This is a genomic window from Leptolyngbya sp. KIOST-1, from assembly GCF_000763385.1.
Taxonomy (GTDB): domain Bacteria; phylum Cyanobacteriota; class Cyanobacteriia; order Phormidesmidales; family Phormidesmidaceae; genus Nodosilinea.
In genome coordinates this window covers 69,184-86,159 of record NZ_JQFA01000002.1, presented here as the reverse complement: position 1 = coordinate 86,159, position 16,976 = coordinate 69,184, and the positions used below count along the sequence as shown (strand labels likewise).

At 55.5% G+C, this 16,976-nt stretch carries 18 protein-coding genes; 10 read left to right on the top strand and 8 right to left on the bottom strand.

The window, feature by feature from the left end; genetic code table 11:
• Window positions 1–10: 10 nt before the first annotated feature.
• Genes NF78_RS00435 through NF78_RS00420 form a run of 4 tightly spaced genes read left to right on the top strand, consistent with a single transcriptional unit; the run spans window position 11 to window position 5,094 of the window.
• On the top strand, window positions 11–1,081 hold the full coding sequence (locus NF78_RS00435) for a hypothetical protein (protein WP_035984293.1): 1,071 nt from the start codon (window positions 11–13) through the stop codon (window positions 1,079–1,081).
• Window positions 1,082–1,133: 52 nt separating this feature from the next.
• Window positions 1,134–1,499, top strand: a complete 366-nt coding sequence (locus NF78_RS00430) for a hypothetical protein (RefSeq protein WP_035984292.1) — start codon at window positions 1,134–1,136, stop codon at window positions 1,497–1,499.
• Complete coding sequence (locus tag NF78_RS00425; protein ID WP_035984291.1) at window positions 1,487–1,933, top strand: type II toxin-antitoxin system VapC family toxin; 447 nt, start codon at window positions 1,487–1,489, stop codon at window positions 1,931–1,933. Before NF78_RS00430 ends, NF78_RS00425 begins: the two co-directional genes overlap by 13 nt.
• Window positions 1,933–5,094, top strand: a complete 3,162-nt coding sequence (locus NF78_RS00420) for an SNF2-related protein (protein WP_035984288.1) — start codon at window positions 1,933–1,935, stop codon at window positions 5,092–5,094. Before NF78_RS00425 ends, NF78_RS00420 begins: the two co-directional genes overlap by 1 nt.
• A gap of 10 nt (window positions 5,095–5,104) precedes the next feature.
• Here the strand turns inward: NF78_RS00420 and NF78_RS00415 are convergent, their stop codons facing one another.
• A complete protein-coding gene (locus NF78_RS00415) occupies window positions 5,105–5,407 on the bottom strand; it encodes a hypothetical protein (RefSeq protein ID WP_052049476.1) in 303 nt (100 codons plus the stop codon).
• 96 nt (window positions 5,408–5,503) lie between these two features.
• On the opposite strand from NF78_RS00415, the gene NF78_RS00410 reads away from it, so the two are divergent.
• Window positions 5,504–5,737, top strand: coding sequence for a helix-turn-helix domain-containing protein (locus NF78_RS00410; protein ID WP_035984286.1), 234 nt, complete (start codon window positions 5,504–5,506; stop codon window positions 5,735–5,737).
• A gap of 21 nt (window positions 5,738–5,758) precedes the next feature.
• Here the strand turns inward: NF78_RS00410 and NF78_RS00405 are convergent, their stop codons facing one another.
• Entirely contained in the window at window positions 5,759–6,430 is a 672-nt protein-coding gene (locus tag NF78_RS00405; RefSeq protein ID WP_035984285.1) for a hypothetical protein, read from the bottom strand.
• On the bottom strand, window positions 6,427–6,813 hold the full coding sequence (locus tag NF78_RS00400; protein ID WP_035984284.1) for a hypothetical protein: 387 nt from the start codon (window positions 6,811–6,813) through the stop codon (window positions 6,427–6,429). The genes NF78_RS00405 and NF78_RS00400 overlap by 4 nt, the downstream gene beginning before the upstream one ends.
• Window positions 6,814–7,299: 486 nt before the next feature.
• Here NF78_RS00400 and NF78_RS30615 point away from each other — a divergent pair, with 486 nt between their 5' ends.
• Window positions 7,300–7,683, top strand: coding sequence for a hypothetical protein (locus NF78_RS30615; RefSeq protein WP_156119576.1), 384 nt, complete (start codon window positions 7,300–7,302; stop codon window positions 7,681–7,683).
• Window positions 7,684–7,686: 3 nt separating this feature from the next.
• On the opposite strand, the gene NF78_RS00395 is transcribed toward NF78_RS30615, so the two are convergent.
• The 3 genes from NF78_RS00395 to NF78_RS00380 form a co-directional block, all read right to left on the bottom strand.
• Entirely contained in the window at window positions 7,687–8,811 is a 1,125-nt protein-coding gene (locus tag NF78_RS00395) for a hypothetical protein (RefSeq protein ID WP_035984282.1), read from the bottom strand.
• A 252-nt stretch (window positions 8,812–9,063) separates the two neighbouring features.
• The gene (locus NF78_RS00385; protein WP_263970515.1) at window positions 9,064–9,663 is read right to left on the bottom strand and encodes a DUF3365 domain-containing protein; all 600 of its coding nucleotides are present in this window, start codon (window positions 9,661–9,663) and stop codon (window positions 9,064–9,066) included.
• Between the two features lie 24 nt (window positions 9,664–9,687).
• Window positions 9,688–10,998 (bottom strand): NAD(P)/FAD-dependent oxidoreductase, encoded by a 1,311-nt coding sequence (locus NF78_RS00380; protein ID WP_035984279.1) that lies wholly within the window; start codon window positions 10,996–10,998, stop codon window positions 9,688–9,690.
• A 184-nt stretch (window positions 10,999–11,182) separates the two neighbouring features.
• On the opposite strand from NF78_RS00380, the gene NF78_RS00375 reads away from it, so the two are divergent.
• The 4 genes from NF78_RS00375 to NF78_RS00360 all read left to right on the top strand — a co-directional run bounded on the left by NF78_RS00375 (window position 11,183) and on the right by NF78_RS00360 (window position 14,880).
• Window positions 11,183–11,704, top strand: coding sequence for a DUF3122 domain-containing protein (locus tag NF78_RS00375; RefSeq protein WP_225885184.1), 522 nt, complete (start codon window positions 11,183–11,185; stop codon window positions 11,702–11,704).
• A 541-nt stretch (window positions 11,705–12,245) separates the two neighbouring features.
• Window positions 12,246–12,719, top strand: coding sequence for an allophycocyanin subunit alpha-B (apcD, locus tag NF78_RS00370; RefSeq protein WP_035984276.1), 474 nt, complete (start codon window positions 12,246–12,248; stop codon window positions 12,717–12,719).
• A gap of 76 nt (window positions 12,720–12,795) precedes the next feature.
• Window positions 12,796–13,281: an allophycocyanin subunit beta gene (locus NF78_RS00365; RefSeq protein ID WP_035984275.1), complete on the top strand. Its 486-nt coding sequence runs from the start codon at window positions 12,796–12,798 to the stop codon at window positions 13,279–13,281.
• 123 nt (window positions 13,282–13,404) lie between these two features.
• Window positions 13,405–14,880, top strand: a complete 1,476-nt coding sequence (locus NF78_RS00360) for a chlorophyll a/b binding light-harvesting protein (protein ID WP_072015928.1) — start codon at window positions 13,405–13,407, stop codon at window positions 14,878–14,880.
• Window positions 14,881–14,979: 99 nt separating this feature from the next.
• Here the strand turns inward: NF78_RS00360 and NF78_RS00355 are convergent, their stop codons facing one another.
• Window positions 14,980–16,221 (bottom strand): DUF445 domain-containing protein, encoded by a 1,242-nt coding sequence (locus NF78_RS00355; RefSeq protein WP_035984273.1) that lies wholly within the window; start codon window positions 16,219–16,221, stop codon window positions 14,980–14,982.
• Window positions 16,218–16,937, bottom strand: a complete 720-nt coding sequence (ubiE, locus tag NF78_RS00350) for a bifunctional demethylmenaquinone methyltransferase/2-methoxy-6-polyprenyl-1,4-benzoquinol methylase UbiE (protein WP_035984271.1) — start codon at window positions 16,935–16,937, stop codon at window positions 16,218–16,220. Before ubiE ends, NF78_RS00355 begins: the two co-directional genes overlap by 4 nt.
• Window positions 16,938–16,976 lie beyond the last annotated feature (39 nt).

Genomic DNA, 16,976 nt, shown 5'->3' with positions numbered 1-16,976 from the left:
TGGTATAGCAATGAAAGAAGCCGTTGTTTTTGTTTCAGGGTTTGATGCCCAGTGTCAAAACTATTATCTCGATAACTATTTGGGCCAAGGTCTGCTAACCCAGCTCGAAGATATTGACATTAAGCTCGACCCTGAAGATGTTAAAATCCCTGGGCAAACCGGCAAGCGATTTCACTGTCAATTTGATGATACTCAAAAGACCATCGACATCTACGAAGTCTATTGGAATGACTTGGTCGATCGCTTAAGCGCCAAAAGCACCACCCAAAAGTTTGGCCGGGGTATCAGCATGTTCTTTCACTGGTTTAGCCAGGGTTGGAAGATCATGAAAATATCACCCGTTTTCTTTCTACAAGCCAGTACCATTCTGGTGCTGGTACTGCTTTGGTACTATGGCATTATTGTGCTAGTCTTAGCAGCCCTTGCAGAACAGCAAGCACTGGCTTCTGTTCCTTTTTTGCAAGGCCTTTTGGGGCAAATCTCTGGGTGGGCTACCACAGGCTGGGGTTGGCAGGTTTGGCTATTGATTAGCGCTTTACTTGCTCTATTGCCCGTGTCGATTAGTCTCATCATCGATTTGACTGATTTCTTTGTCAGCTACCTTCAAAATGAATCGCACAAAGGCAAACCCCCGGTAAGAGCACTCCTGCGCACTCGGGTTAAGCAGGCGGTAGATAACGTCGTTAGCGAAGGCTCCTACGATCGCGTCACAGTGCTCGCCCATAGCCTGGGTGGGCTCATTGCCACTGATTTTTTAGCCGACTATCGCGATCGGCAGAGTAGACAGTTGCGCTACATCACCTGGGGCAGCGCTCTCGAAAGCTCTTCCTCCGCAACCGATTGGGTAGAGTCAGAGATTAAGAAGTGCCTCGATAGCCCTCACATTGAGAAATGGGAAGACTTTTACTCTAACCAAGACTGGTTTTGCTCAAAGGTGCCCGTGTCTGGCAAAGAACCCACGCCTAAATTAGTCTCTAAAGAGGTTTCCTTTAAGGTGTCTTTGGTCAAGCAGATCACTGGAGAGTCTCATATGGAGTACTTTTTCGATCCAAAGGTGCTGAGACATTTTGTCATGGGTTGACCCTATCTTTGAAGTGACGCTAAGACCGCTATTACAACCTGAGGAGGTAAGGATGAAGGTTAAGGGTATTAAGCGGGGCAATACTATCGAACTCATCGATCAGGCGATTGACATCCCCGATGGCACAGAAATTACGGTGATTATTGAGGATCAATCACCTACTCATCCAGAAGACTATCTAGAACGGCTGCGCAGGGTCATCGCTGAACCGTTTTCAGACGATTTCTTAGAGGCGATGGCGGTGGTTGAACACGAACGTCAACTGTCTAGCGAACTAGCACGCCTGAACTTACAGTTGCAAGCCACTGCCGACGATACTCCGCTCACCGAGCTGATTGGCTCTGCCCCCGGCAGCTTTGCCACCCCAGAGGAGGCCGATCAGTTCATTCGCCAGCAGAGGGATGAATGGGATTACTAGAGGCCATTCAGGGCGATCGCATTTACCTCGACACCAACGCCTGGATTTACGCGCTGGAGGGATACTCTGCGTTTCGCCCAGAGTTAACGCAGCTCTTTGGGCAGATCCAGGCTGGGGCATTGCGAGGCGTGACCAGCGAGCTGACTTTGGCGGAATTACTGGTGAAACCCTTGCGAGATCAAGATTTGGCTCAGCAGGCCAGATACAAAAAAGCGATCGCGAATCGACAAAACTTCTTTATCGTGCCCGTTTTACGGGATTTGCTGGTTGACGCTGCCGGGGTGAGAGCCAACACTCAGCTCAAATTGCCCGATGCCATCCATGCCGCCACCGCCCTTAGGACAGACTGCACCACGTTTTTGACCAGCGACCGCCAGCTCAAGAAGCTGACAGATATCCCTGTGGTGTTGCTATCGGAGGTCATTACTGTCTAATGCCTCACACCAACCCTCACCGCCTGAACGACTACCCTTGGCGCATCAGCTACGCCAGCGATACCAGCAACCCCGTCGCCGACTTCTACATCCCCGCGCTCGAACGCTCCACCCAGTATGATCGCAAATCCGGCTTCTTCAACAGCGCCATCCTCAGCCAGGTCGCCGGAGGGCTGGGGGCCTTCCTCCAAAACGAAGGCCACATCCGGCTGATCATGAGCTGCCACCTCAGCAAAACCGACCTTCAGGCTATTCAGCAGGGCTACACCCTCCGCGATGCCGTTGCCGCCCGCCTCGATGCCAACCTCACCCCACCCACCAACTTTGCCCAGCTCAAACGCCTCGAAATTCTCAGCTGGCTGATTCAGAGCGATCGCCTCGACATCCGCATCGCCATTCCCCTGCGCCACGACGGGCAACCCCTCGACCCCGACGAGGCCATCAACACCCACTACATCTATCACGAGAAAGTCTGCCTCTTCACCGACGCCGACGGCAACCAAATCGCCACCACTGGCTCCAACAACGAGTCCAGCGGCGGCTGGAACTTCAACGTCGAATCGTTCCACGTCTTCTGCTCCTGGGAGGGCGATCGCGACCTGGCCCGCGTCCAGGAAGAAACGCTGCGGTTCGAACAGCACTGGCACAACCAAATCCCTAGCGTGCGCGTGTTTGAAGTGCCCGAAGCCGTCAAACGCAAGCTGATCCGCTACGCCCCACCCCAAAAGCCAGTTTGGACAACCGACGACGAATTTAACCAGCGCCCCCTCACCCGGCAAGAGCGGGAGCAGCTAGCGCTTCCTGACCCAGAGCCTGCAAAGGAAGAGGAACCAGAGGCCCAGATCGATGAGGCCACTCTGGCTAGGGAACGGGAGATGTTTCAGGCAATCGCCAACATCCACCAAGACCCCGGCTGCCTGAGCGCCTGCCTCAGCTCCATCCCTATCCAGCCCTGGCCCCACCAGATCAAAATCCTCAAACGTGCCGCCGCCGAATTTCCCCGTAGCTTCTTGATCGCCGATGAAGTGGGCCTGGGCAAAACCATCGAGACTGGGCTGATCCTCCGCTACCTGCTGGTGTCCCAAAAGGTCAAGCGCGTCCTCGTGCTGGCCCCTGCCAGCGTTCAGCCCCAGTGGCACGAAGAACTGCGTGAAAAATTTAACCTCCATTTCTGGAGCTACATCCAGGGCGAGTTTAAAGACCCCTACGGCTACACCACCCAGCCTACCGGCAACCCGTGGAATAGCCAAAACTTGATTCTGGCCTCCAGCCACCTAGTTCGCCGCAAAGAGCGCATGCAAGAACTGCTCGATGCCGAACCTTGGGATCTAGTCATTCTCGACGAGGCCCACCACGCCCGCCGCAAATCGCCCCAGGCCCGCAAAGATACCCCCAACCGCCTGCTGCAACTGCTGGAGCAGCTGCGCGACAAAACCAAAGCGCTGATTTTGCTCTCGGCCACGCCGATGCAAATTGACCCCATCGAAGTCTTTGACCTGCTGCATGTGCTGGGGCTAGAGGGCCACTGGGCCTACGGCGATACCTTCTGCGACTACTTCTCATCGCTGGATAGCAAGCCCGATCGCCACCTGCTGAACTTCTGGCAAACGATGTCTGCCGACTACTTTGCCCGTGGTGGCCAGCTCTGCCCCCGGCTTCAGCAGCACCTCCACCAGCAAGACCGGATGCTAGCCAGTCAAGTCGAGGATGTATGGCGAGGTCGCATCAAAATCATCAACGAACGCCCCTACCTGCAAGACGAAGCCTTTATCGCCGCCTCCCTCCAATTCCTCTCCAATAACACCCCCCTCAAAGACATGATGTTCCGCCACACGCGGGATACCCTGCGGGAGTACTACCGCCTCGGCTTGCTAGAAAAAGACGTCCCCCGCCGCGAAGTGTGCGACAACGCCATTACCCTAGAACCCACCCGCGAAGCTGACCTCTACCGCCAAGTCAGCGACTACGTGCGCCACTTCTACCGCCTCGCCCAAAAGGAACAGCGCAAAGCTCTGGGCTTTTTGATGACCCTATACCGCAAGCGACTGACCAGCTCCTTCTACGCCATCCAGCAATCCCTCCAGCGGCGGCTCGACTCCCTTCTCACCCAGCAAGGCAGCGGCCTCACCGCCGATGACCTGGCCGATTTGGACGATGCCGACGATGCGGTGATCGAAGGGCTAGAGGGCTACATGGAGCCCGTAGACCCAAGGGAGATTGAGCACCTAGAAGCCCTGCTGCGACAGTTTGAGAACACCGGGGAAGATACCAAGCTGGCCCACTTCATTGCTACCCTGCGGCAGGAGCTGGTGAACCGGGAAAGCGCGATCGCCTTCACCCAGTACACCGACACCATGGACTTTCTGCGCGAGCAATTGCGGGAACTCTACGGCAACCAGGTGGCCTGCTACTCCGGGCGGGGTGGCGAGCTGTGGCGCGATGGCCAGTGGGCAGCGGTGCCCAAGGAGCTGATCAAAACCAAATTTCGCGATGGCGAGATTAAAATTCTGCTCTGTACAGAATCTGCCAGCGAGGGCCTGAACCTGCAAACTTGCGGGGTGCTGTTTAACTATGACCTGCCCTGGAACCCCATGCGGGTGGAGCAGCGTATTGACCGGATTGGCCAACGTTACCCAACCGTCACCATCCACAATTTCTATTACGACGGCACGGTGGAAGCGAAGGTGTATCGGAAATTGCGCGATCGCATTGGGGCCTTTGAGTCAGTGGTCGGCAACCTCCAGCCCATTCTGGCCCAGGTGCCCACCTTCATCGAGCGAGCCACCATGAGCGTCGATGCCGAAGAAGAAGACGTGCTGCTCTCTGAGTTCGACAATGTCCTGGCGGCTCCGCCTCAGCGTCCAGCCCTTGATGACATGGTGAAGCGCGATGTAGAGGCCGACCTGCAAGACATTCGGCGACCGTTACCTCCCACTGCCATTAACCCAGAGGCGATCGAAGAGGCATTCACTCAATCGGTTCTCCTACAAACGAAGGGAGTTCACTTTACACCCGTAGAACCTGGAATTTGGCAGATGAGTTATGGCCAATGGGCGAATCCGGTAACCTTTCAGCCAGCCCTCTTTGCCGACAAACCCTCTCTGCGGCTAATGACCTGGGGCGATCCGCTCTTTCACCAGCTCCTGATCCAGGTGCTCTAGGTGCATAGCGTTATGTCCGCTGAAAATACTTCACCAGCATTTTCATCAACTCTCCAGGCTGACATCGCAGGGGCCTTTCAGGGGTAGGTGCTGGCATGAAATCAGTCCACTCAAAGATCTCAGCAAATCCACACAAATGCATCTGCTGAAGCATGGCCTGAATCGCCTCCCGAGACCCGATCGCCAAAAGCTTCACCGGCTCCCGATCAGGCCGAGGGTAATTGCTCAATTTTTGCCTAATCTCAACGCTGACCAAAAGGTCGTGCTCTACCCCGCTAACCTCCGAGCCAACAAATCCTTGGGGAATCAGCATAGATATAGCCTCCAATTACATTAGAGCGTTGTCTTATGTGACAACGTTAGCATATGCGACAACGAGTCGCACCTCATCCTCTGAAATGATGAGGGCATGGGTAAAGCAGGCTACGTTCTCAAACAAGTGCTGGAGCAGTACAACATCACCCAGTACCGGCTCGCAGCAAATCTGGGGATTGACCGCACCAGTGTCTACCGCTGGTGCAGCGGCAAAATTGACCCCACTGGCGACACCATTTTGGAAATCGTCCGTGTCCTCAAAACTATGAGCCCAGAAGCAGCTGAAGCCTTCGTCAATCAGTACATCAGCAGCGAACTCGACGAATAGCGCTCTGGCAGGATCAAGGTGTTACCGGTCTATCCCTCTAGAGCGCGGTATGTTCCGTTGCGGCTGCCCTACCTGAAGCGCCTGAATTGCCTGCACTTGGGCCACCGTCCCTCGGGCATACTGCTCAATCGTGGGCGGGGCCACCCCCTGCAAATCTTGCTGGAACCGGGCATACGGCCCCTGGTGTAGCAGGGCCGCTACGGCCTCCCCCGATTCCCCCGCTCCCAGCGCCGCCGCCGTCACCTTCTGGTCAAGCTGAATCGCAGCCAGATCACTGCTCACATAATCCCGATAAAGGTCAGGGTAGCTCTGCATTTTCCCTGTCACCGAGCAGGCGTATTCCAGATACCGTTGCTGCTGAAGGCTATCCACGGTTTTCTGGGCGTACTGGAGTAGTTTGGGCAGTGCTTCCTTCTTCTCATCCTCAGACAAGCCCAAAATCTGCTGCTGGGTAAACGGCCCTTGGGCCAGCAGTTGAATTACCTGACGGGGAGCCTTGCCTGTCTGTAGTGCCGCTCTGGCCACCTCCTGATCCAACCCCTGGGCAGACGTGGGGTTGTCGCTATAGCGGGTGTAGAGGCTGTCGTAGTCCTTAGCGTCCTTGAGGGAAGCCTTGGCCAGCGCCAGGTACTGCTGGCGCATCAACCGCCCCTTCTCGGTCTCGGGCTCCTTTGGCAACAGAGGCTCACTCATAGGGCATCGGTGAACTCATCGAGCAAGTCAGCCGGAGCTGCAACCGTCACCGGCTGTACCAAAGCGGATCCCCTAATCATCTCGGTCTGCAAGTTTTCCGCCTCAGGCCCGCCCACCAGTTCAGCTGTGTCAGGCCGAGCCAGGCCCAGCTCAAATTCCTCGCGCAGGTGTTGAATCTGAGCTTCCATCTGCCAAATCGATTGCTGTGCCAGGTCACGCAACTCGGCCTCAGAGTAATTGCCGGAGTGCCGGTAGGCGAAGGGCAGCCAGAAAGCACGGGTCGCCGTAGCCGCTTTCTCTTTACCGTTGTAGGTGTCGTGGATCAACCAGGAGTAGGTGATGCCGTTTGGGGTGGTGCGATCGGGCTCAAAGATAAAGCGCACCCTAGACTTTTTATCAGGGTTTGCAGGATCTGGGCTTAGGGAAGGGCTTCGTCCTCGGGGCATGGGTCAAAACTAAGCCGATATAGGCTTCTCAAACTTTGTCAGCATCTCGTAAGGTGAACGACCACTAACAGCAGTCCTTCCTTCGTATTCTACACTGGCAAGTCTTTCAATGCTGACTTGATGCCAGCCATCTATCTAGGTAAAGCAGCATTACTGAATATCTACAGGATCTAAAAGCTATCAAAACGCCTTCCAGTCAAGACTTAAAGCCATGCCGACAAGCGTACCGCACACTCCTAGTGTAAAGTTTCACAAATTAATCAGCACAAAGTCAGCTTTTCTCAAAGGACTCACCGTAGAATCGGTTCATCAGGTTTGGTGAGGCCAGCGATTTTAGTTATTTGGAATCGATTTTGGGGCTCTCACCCAGTGCGCTACCTTCACTTTGGCATCGTTATGCCCTGATATTGTGGAGGCATTTAGATGGATCACTCTCAGCACAGTCAAGATGTGGTCTTTAACCAACTTGTTCAAAAGTTAGAAGAAGCAACTGTCGAACTTAGAGCCCTACAGTCAGCAAGTCATCTCATCCGAGATGATATTCGAGAGCTGCATGAAAGATTGGGGGATAAACCTCAATTTGGTAAGGTACTATCTCTCAAAGACGCTTGGCCTGTGCTTGGCTATAAAAAATATGCTCAATGCCTATACATGATACGGTGCGGCCATTACCGCAGCGGTATAGAAGCAATTGACAGGCGTGCTCCTGGTACAACAAAGGCCAGTTGGTATTTGAATATCGATGCTTGCAATAAACGAGATTTAGTTGCTCCACACAAAAGACATCCTGGCAAAGTAGTATCGTAGGAGCTATTTACCAAGATTATTATTCTTCAAGGCTTCAAAATATGCCTGTGCAGCCCTTACTTTACTAATATGCTTTTGATAAGTGCCAAGATTCAATGTAGCTGAGTGTCCAGCCATTTGGGCCGCAACAGCGGTAGGTAACCCCAGATCAAGCGCCGCCCTTATATTCCACGCATGACGCAAGTCGTAAGGCCTAAACGGAATTTTGTATCGGGCGAATTGGGTAGACGTACGATCGCCATAGTCTTTGTTAAGACGAGCAGTAATCTTTGGTTTTTCTATATTCATCAGATCCCAGCGTTCAACCCATGAGAGCGGGAGTGGAAAAACCTCTCGGTTACCTGTCTTCGTTGCATCTGGGACGAGTGCAATAGGCCATGACTCGCCCTCGTACTCTTTATATATAATTTCACACAAAAATGCCTCGTGATCCCGTAAACCGTAGGTTGCCATAGTTCCTGCAATCCACTGCCAGCCCCGGTTTTTGATGTTGTCTATTGCTGCAATAATCTGATCGTCAGGTGGAATATTGCGAATCACTTTATTTAAGCTATAGTTACCCTGCTTCGACCTAAGATTGCACTCGATACCAGCAAAGTCAGCTAGCCGTTGCAATTTCTGGCAACCAATCTGCAAACTCCGACTGTTGGGTTTCCACCTCAGAGTAGTCTGCTCAAGTAGGTCTGCTGTGAGCTTGCGTTCTGGAGTAAGCCATTTAAATGCCGGATACCAAAATTGTTCCTTCCAACTGAGGGCAATCGCATCCTTTTCACCTGTCTGGGACTTTAACCAGTCTTGGCGGAATCTCTCGATCCAATAGCCACACGTCTCTTTGCTACGATCAACCTCCTGAGCAACCACATCCCATTCAAATCGCTTCTGGTCAAGTAGCCCACCGATGCGCTTTGCCTCAGACTCTGCAAATTTTAACCCTGTAGGGTTAGCATAAACGTCCAGGCTGAGATATTGCTGATAGGGCTTTTGTCGCTTACTACCAGGCTTAGGAGGTAACACTGCTCGCAAGCTCAGCTTTTCCTGGCGGGCCCCTCGGGCGTAAACACGAACACCAATCTTGGCAGCCTTCAACCGCTCATTGATAGCTTCAATCGTCAGCGATTTTTGGGGCATCACATGACCTGCCGTGAACTAAACGTGAACTACTTTTATTCCGTTGTGTGCAATTCTCTCTGCTGTCTCACATTAGAGCACCCGGCTGTAACTCAGCCATGCCAGCTATTCTAGCCTATATGCAGGATCGGAGGGAGCTACGAAATCTCGATGCTGACCTGCCTTACAAGCAGGATGTCACTGGTTCGAGTCCAGTATCGCCCATACTTTCCAGTGGACCGTCCTGGGATAAGTCCTCGAGAAAAAATTGGCTCAGGGTTGTAGAGCCCCTTGAATAGCCTCCTTCACATCGGGAATAAACACCGCATACATGCCCCGTAGGTCGCCCACATTAAAGTCAAAGGCTAAATCTTGGGGATAGTTGTCTTTGACAAATTGGGGGCGTTGATTTTGCTGTCCGTGACAGGCTAGACAACTGGCTTCGACATTGATACGGCGGTAGTATCGAATGCCAGGTTGGCCCTCCAGGATGGCGTTTTCCCAGAAACCCATGCGTTCTGGGTTTTGCTCAAATTGGGCCAGGGCCATACGGGCACGGGGGGCGTCGGGGGCGTGGGCGGGGTTGCGGTATTTGGTGGCCATTTGTTTCACTTGCCAGCCATTTTCTTGACTGAGTTCCCTGGCTCGCATTCCCACGGGGCGACAGACTTCTTTCATGGTTTCCATCGTAGGCGCTTCGGTTTGACCTTCCAGGGATGAGGCCAGGCCGGAGCGGAGCATATCAAGCTGTTCCACCTCTTGCACAGCTTTGGCTAGTTCGGCGGGGTTGATGGCGGCGTGGGCGGTGGCGGGCTGGAGGAGCATAAGCGCGATCGCGATTCCCACTGCAGCAATCCATCGATATAGTGACATCATTGACAGTCTCCTAGGTCAGGCTTACACAGAGGCACGGGCCGGGGTTTTCTGGGGCGGGCCGTCGATGGGCTTAACCAAATCAACGCCAAACATCGCCCGCAGCCCCAGCCGTTCGTACCAGGGCACGGCGGCCCCCAGGCGCATTTTGGTCATAAAGTACTGTTCAAACAGGGCCTTACCCCAGACCACCCATTTCCCCTGCACAGCGTAGGAATAGCGCCGTTGGCCGGTGGCCGAGTCGGGCAGCACCGGGGCCGCCACGTAAAGAATGCCGGTGTCACCAAATTCGGCAAAGCAAATGGCCTCCAGGGTCGGGGTTTGCAACGGCTTTTGGAGGGCGCCTAGCTGCACGGCAATGTTATGGGAAACCGCCATGCCCATGGCCTCGGTCATTTGCCCACTCTTGGGTAGACCAATGGGGACGCGAAACTGTTCTGGCTGAGCTAGATTAACGCCAACTCCCAGGGCATAGACCGAGGGGAAATTGGGATGCTGGTAGGTGGGCAGTACGGGAATGAACCCCTTTTCATTGCCTAACCCAGGGGTATTTTGAATGAATGACGCCCCTCGAAAGGCGGGAAGCACCATGGCGTACTGCTGGGGCAAGGTGCGACCATCGTCCAGGGTGATGCGGTCTGGGGAGATGGCGGTAATCGCGGCGTTGGTGATCACCTCAATGCCGCGTTTGCGCAGCAGGGCTTCGGTCAGCCGTTGGGCGTGGTTGACGTTGCTAACCCCCAGGTGGCCGGCGTAGGGTTCGGGGGTGACCAGGGTGAGCGTGGCGCGATCGCGCAAACCCTTTTTCCGCAGAATCTGCTCCGCCATCAGCACAAATTCGTAGGCCGGCCCAAAGCAGCCCGCCCCCGGAGCGGCCCCCACCACCAGCGCACCGGGGTTTTCCAAAAACTGGAGCCACGCGGCCTGGGCCTCCTGGGCATGGGCGGGGGAGCAAATCGAGTGGGTGTAGCCGCCGTGGGGGCCAAACCCTGGAATGGCGTCGAAGGCAAAGCTGGGGCCAGTGGCGATCGCTACATAGTCGTAGTCGAGGGTTTGACCACTGTCTAGGGTGATGCGTTGCGCCGTTGGGTCCAGGTCGGTGACTTTGTCCGCAATCAGCTCCACACCGTGCCGCTGCGCCAGGGGGGCCAGATCAAGCTGAAAATGAGCGAGGGGATCGATCCCTAAACCAACGCGCACCAGCCCTGGAATAAAGGTGAATTTAGGCTGATCACTGATCAGCGTGACCCGGTCTTGAGGGGGCAGCAAGTGGCGTAGTTCGTAGGCGGTGGGCAATCCGCCCAGTCCGGCACCGATAACAACAACATGGGCCATGGGAAACCTCGATTCTGCCTGGGGCAGTCTACCAATCAGCTTTGACGAAGGGATGCCCTCTGAAATTCTACTTTACCACTTAATAGCTAATAAGTTATATTACTAAGGAGTATTGCAAATCCGCCCCGGTCATTCTCCCTGGGTCGCTATCGCTAGCGTGGGAAGCCTCTTTATGCAGAGTTCTGTGAGAAAAGCATTTTTTGGGCTGTTGTGGTTAGGGGCCGTGATTCTAGACCTCTGGCTCGGATTAGGGCTCTTCAACCCTCCCAGCGCGGCGGCGGCCATTCGCCAACTGGAGGAAGCCCCGGGGCAGGTGGTCTACCAGTCGCGGCAAACGCTGAAAGACCAGCATGGGAACAGCTGGCAGGCGATCGCCTTCAAACGCATCCGCCCCGGCGGTACCACCAGCGTTGCCCTGCGCCTGGTGGGCTTTCCCGGTCTGGTCACCATTGATCGCAGCCAACCCCTCACCCTGACCAATTCCCTGGGCCAGACCCTGACGGCGGCGGATGCCTCTGGTCCGATCTTTACCAATGAGGCGGCTCCTGAACCCAATGTTGGACAGTACGATCTCCAGCCCTTGCTGCCAGAGCTGCGAGCTGAAATTCCGTTGCGGTTGACCCTGTCGACGGTGGGCGGAGATGGGATTGATTTGAGGGTACCCTCGGCCTTGATTGAAGAGTGGCAAACCGTAGCGCGGGCTTAGCTGGCACAACCGATCACGAGTTTCGGAGGCTACGGGCAATCGTACTTGACGGTGCAACCGATCCCAAAGCCTGAACTATCCGGAGGTCCACCCCTGATTTTCATGGTCATCATTGAGAATCTCAAAATCCTTTTTCTGCGAATAAATATACTTGAACTTATGTGTATGCTTTTTGAAGAAAATGACTGAATTGCGACGAATAGATTTTATCTTTTAGAGGTAGCCAGTTTGCTGCTTTATTTGTTTGGTAATGAATAAAGCGCCGGGATGATTGATTGATATTTTGTGGCTTTCCTATGTCCTGATTGCTTGGAGGAGAGGGCCAATACTGAAAAACTCCTGGCTGTCCTAATAGGGGCAAGTTATGCATTTGACTTGAGTTAGTGCAGAAGCCATCGGGCTTCTGCGTTAGCTTGGGTTCATTTTGGCCATTTATTCTATGGCCAAGCCATTTCCTGGGCCTTGGTCAAGAGGCTAAGGACTGCATTGCTGAAAATCTGCGGCTAGGCTACGACGTTGTTTATTTGGGAGAATTGTATATATGAGTATTGTGGCTAAGGTGATTGCTCAGTCAGATGAGGCCAATCGTTTTCTCAGCAGCGCCGAGTTGGCAAAATTGCAAGACTTTTTTGGCAATGGAACAACTCGGATTAGCGCGTCGCAAAAATTGGCAACCAATGAACAAAAAATAGTTGACGAAGGCAGCAAGCGATTCTGGGCGCAGTGCCCCAACACCCCGAGCAACAGCGGCAATCCCCAAAAAACAGCGCTCTGTCAGCGGGATCAGGGTTGGTACATTCGCCTGGTTAGCTACTGTGTGCTGGCAGGTAACTCTAAACCCTTAGAGGATATTGGCCTGGACGGCATGCGGGACATGTACGTCTCCCTGGGCGTGCCCCTGACTAACCTCAAACTGGCGATGCGCTGCCTAAAAGACGTAGCCATGAGCACCCTATCGTCCGAAGAAGGTGCGCTGGCTGCTCCCTACTTCGACCAGCTCATTCGAGCGTTTTAGCGCCTGGCTTCCGGGAACTGGGACCGATTTTTGTCATCGATTTTGCCATTGAGTTTACGACCTAAACGAGAGAATCATGCAAGACACCATAACCGCCGTTATCAACCCCGCTGATGAGAAAGGCAGCTACCTGGAGGGCGCTGAACTGGAGGCGCTAAAGCAGTATTTTCAAAGCGGGACGCTGCGGGTGAAAGCAGCCAGCCAGATCGGCGAAAGTGCCGCCAGTATTATCAGCGAAACCGTAGCCAAGAGCTTGTTATACGGAGACATTACCTGCCCTGGGGGCAACATGTATCCCACCCGACGCTATGCAGCTTGTCTCCGGGATTTAACCTATTTTCTGCGCTACGCCACCTATGCCATGCTAGCGGCAGATGCCTCAATTTTGGACGAGCGGGTGCTGAATGGCCTAAGGGAAACCTACGGCTCCTTAGGGGTACCCATTGAACCTACGATTCAGGCCATTCAGACGATGAAGGAAGTGGTCACCCAGCGCGTTGGCGCTGATGCGGGTCAAGAAATGGATGTTTACTTAGACCACATTATTTCGGGCCTGAGCTAAGGGAAATAAGGGTGTCGGGTTCGCGATTTGCGGGTCTTTAAACACCTAACGCCACCCGACACCTGAGCTTCTTTCCCATCACCTATCTCTTTCTGACCATCCCCTAACAGTCAAATCATTGCCATGTACGCTGTTAACAAAACCCAGGAACAGTATCCCTGGTGGGCGGGCAACGCCCGATTCATTGACCTATCCAATACGTTTATTGTGGCCCACGTGGCCCAGGCTGCCCTGATCATGCTGTGGGCCGGAGCGTTTACCCTGTTTGAGCTGGCGGTTTACAATCCTGATGCTCCCATGTACAGCCAGGGGTTGATTCTGTTGCCTCACCTGGCCACCCAGGGCTGGGGCGTTGGCTCTGGTGGGGCGATTGCAGATACCTTTCCCCTGGTTGCGATTGGGGCGATTCACATCGTGGCGGCCGGCGTATTGGCCGGTGGAGCCTATTTTCACCGGACCCGACTGGCCCCTAGCCTGGCGGCCGAGGGGGGGCGCGCTGCCAAGTTCCACTTTGAGTGGAATGATTCTAAAAAGCTCGGGTTGATTCTAGGACATCATCTGGTGTTCTTGGGGCTGGGTGCCCTCCTGCTGGTCATTAAGGCCATGGCCTTTGGCGGGCTGTATGACGCCAACCTTGGGGAAGTGCGTCTGGTTACAGCCCCCACTCTCGATGTGGGTACGCTGTTTAGCTACCGCACTCACCTGTTTGACGTCAACAGCCTGGAGGACCTGGTGGGTGGCCACATCTACGTGGCGGTGCTGCTGGTGCTCGGTGGCGCTTGGCACATTCTGGTGCCGCCGTTTAACTGGGTGCGGCAGCGGTTTCTGTTTTCTGGCGACGGCATTTTGGCCTACTCGCTGTTTGGTATTGCCCTGGCTGGGTTCGCAGCCTCGTACTATTGCGGCTTCAATACCCTGGCCTACCCCACCGAGTTTTATGGGCCGCCCCTGGCGCTGAAATCAGCCCTTCTGCCCTACTACTATGACCCCAGCGGGGCAATGGAGTCAGGCTATTCTGCGCGCACGTGGTTGGCCAACGCCCACTTTTACCTGGCCTTTTTCTTTCTGCAGGGGGGGCTTTGGCACTATCAGCGGGCCATGGGCTTTGACCTGGGCAAAGCCGTGGCTAACTGGCGGCAAAATATTGCCGCTACAAGCGATAGCCCTGCCCTGGTCTACCAAAACCCGGTGCGGCCAGAACCCCAGCCCTTGTTACAGGTGTGCTACGAAGCTCCCCAAGCGGAACCTGCCCCCCTCCTGGCCATGGAGCAGGCGTTTGCTGACTTCCTCTATCAACCTTCTCGGGGGGTTGAACCGCCCAGTTTGGCCACGGTAAACGGCGTCCGGACGACCCTATATCAGACCCATTACCAGGCCCGCAGGCAGACGTTCTATCAGTCTCCTGCGCCGGTGGAGGATAAGGCCCGGTTTGGCTATGGGGGCCGCCAAGAGCGCCTGTATGAACCGCCGCAGGTGCCCCAGGGAAAAGCGGCCTATCCCACCCCAATCAGTGCGGTTATGTATGAGCCGAGCCAGACCCGCAGTAACGGAGCCCACTCTGCCAGTGCCGAAACAGCGGCCCCACTGATTAAAGCTTGATTTTGGATCACCGCGCCTAGCTGTCTCCCGGCCCCATTGCAAGGGGTGGGGAGACTTTTTGTGTTCTATGTCTACACGTAGCCTGAACGGGTAAACCGGTTATCCCCCGCCCCGCTGCACATAGAAAAAAATGGCCTGCAACACCCCGATTCCAAAGCCCAGAATGCCACCCAGGTTGACAATCGCCTGGAGTTCATTGCGCACAATGCCCTGAATTGCCATCTCCAGTTCCCTGGCGGACGTGCCGCGCACCCGATCGATAATCACCTGATCAATATTGAGAATGGGGATGATCTGCGCCACCAGAGACTCTAAATCCCGCTCCAGGTAGCGCTCTAGGATCAGCGCTAGCTCTTCGCTTACGGGGTCTAGGGACTGGGTGATCACCTCAGAATTCTGCAGCCGGTTGAGCAACTGGGTGGCCAGCATTTCCCAGTTGACCGAGGCCCCCAGCCCGCGCACAAACTCCGGTCCCAGGGTGCGGATGTAGCTTTGGATCGACTCGCGCAGGTTGCGCCGCACCTGGCGCACGGTAGACACCGGCAGGTTTTGCAGAGAGACCCGCTGCAGCGACTCCTGTAGCCGCTTTTTCACCTGTAGAGCCACCACCAGTTCGGCAATGCGGGCGTTGCTGAGCTCGCGCTCGTCAAGGCAGAAGGCCCGCAGGCGGCTGAGGGCATTGCGGACGCCGAACAGGTTGGCCACCACCCAGTAGGTGCCGCTGGTGCGCTCGCGAAAAATGGTGTCGATGACTTGAATGTTGCGATCGGTGAGAAAGTCAACCACGAGCTGGCGCAGCTTGTCGGGGGGGAAAACGCCCGAGAGCAGCCAGGTGACGATCTGGTCGGCCTGGTCGGCGGTCAGCCTGAAGTCGATCAACACCTGATCGAAGAGCTGGTTGAGCTGGGGTTCCAAAAAATCTTCGCGGCGGGCCCATACCCGAATTAGCCGGGGCAGAGATTTGCCGAACAGGTCTTGCAAAATGGCCCCGGCAATATTGGCGGTGCGCACCTGGGCCCGGCTCTGGACCTGGTCGAGGGCCAGCTGCAATAGCCACTTGATTGCCGCCTGGGTGCGATCGGTCTGCAGCAGCCGTCGGGCCAGGTTTTGCAGCTCTTCGGGCGTGAGCAGCGACCCCATAATAGTGTCGGAGATGCGTTTGGCCAGGCGCTCCTGGTTGCTGGGAATCAGCCCTGGGGTAAAGGGTAGCCGCCGCCCGGCCAGGTAGAGGGGGCGGTAGGGCCGAAACAGCATCTTAATGGCAATGTCATTGGTGAAATAGCCGATGGTACCGCCGATGATCGGCGGAGCCAGCAGTAGCCACAGCTCAGATCCAGTCATGGCGACTCTACCACCAGGACCCCCATCAGCCCGCCAGCTATGGTGTAGTGAATGGCAGACGCAAACCCAGCCTGGCGGGCCAGGGTCACCTGCTCTGCTCCGGTGGGAAAGCGATCGATACTGGGACCCAGGTAGGCATACTCGTCGCTCAGGCCCATCTGCTCGGCGGTGGGCACCACCAGGGCATTGAGGTACCAGCGCTGAAACTGCTCGGCCAGCTGGCCCTGGGGCCGATGGAAATCGAGAATGGCGGCCCTGGCTTCTGGCTTGAGCACCCGCTGCAGCTCGGCCAACCCCTGGGGGATGTCAGTGAGGTTACGCAGTCCGTAGCCCATGGTGGCGGCATCGAAGCTGTTGGCCTCAAAGGGCAGGTCCAGGGCGTCTCCCTGAACCCAGTGCAGTGATGCGGGGGCGTGGGTACGGCGATCGCGTTTCGCCGCTACCGCCAGCAGCTCTGCCGAAAAATCGAGGCCGTAGACGGTGCCCGTGGGGCCTACGGCCTGGGCCAGCATCAGGGCCAGATCGCCGCTGCCGCAGCACACGTCGAGGACCCGGTGGCCAGGGGCAGCCCCACTCCAGCGCACGGTCATCCGCTTCCAAACCCGATGCAGCCCAAAGCTGAGGCGTTCGTTCAGGCTGTCGTAGACCGGGGCAATGCGATCGAAGAGCGTCTGGATGTCGGTGGCAGAGGGAGAGGGGGACTGGGCAGGGGCCACGGCAGGTACAGCTAAACGGGCTACCCTTTACTTTAGCGC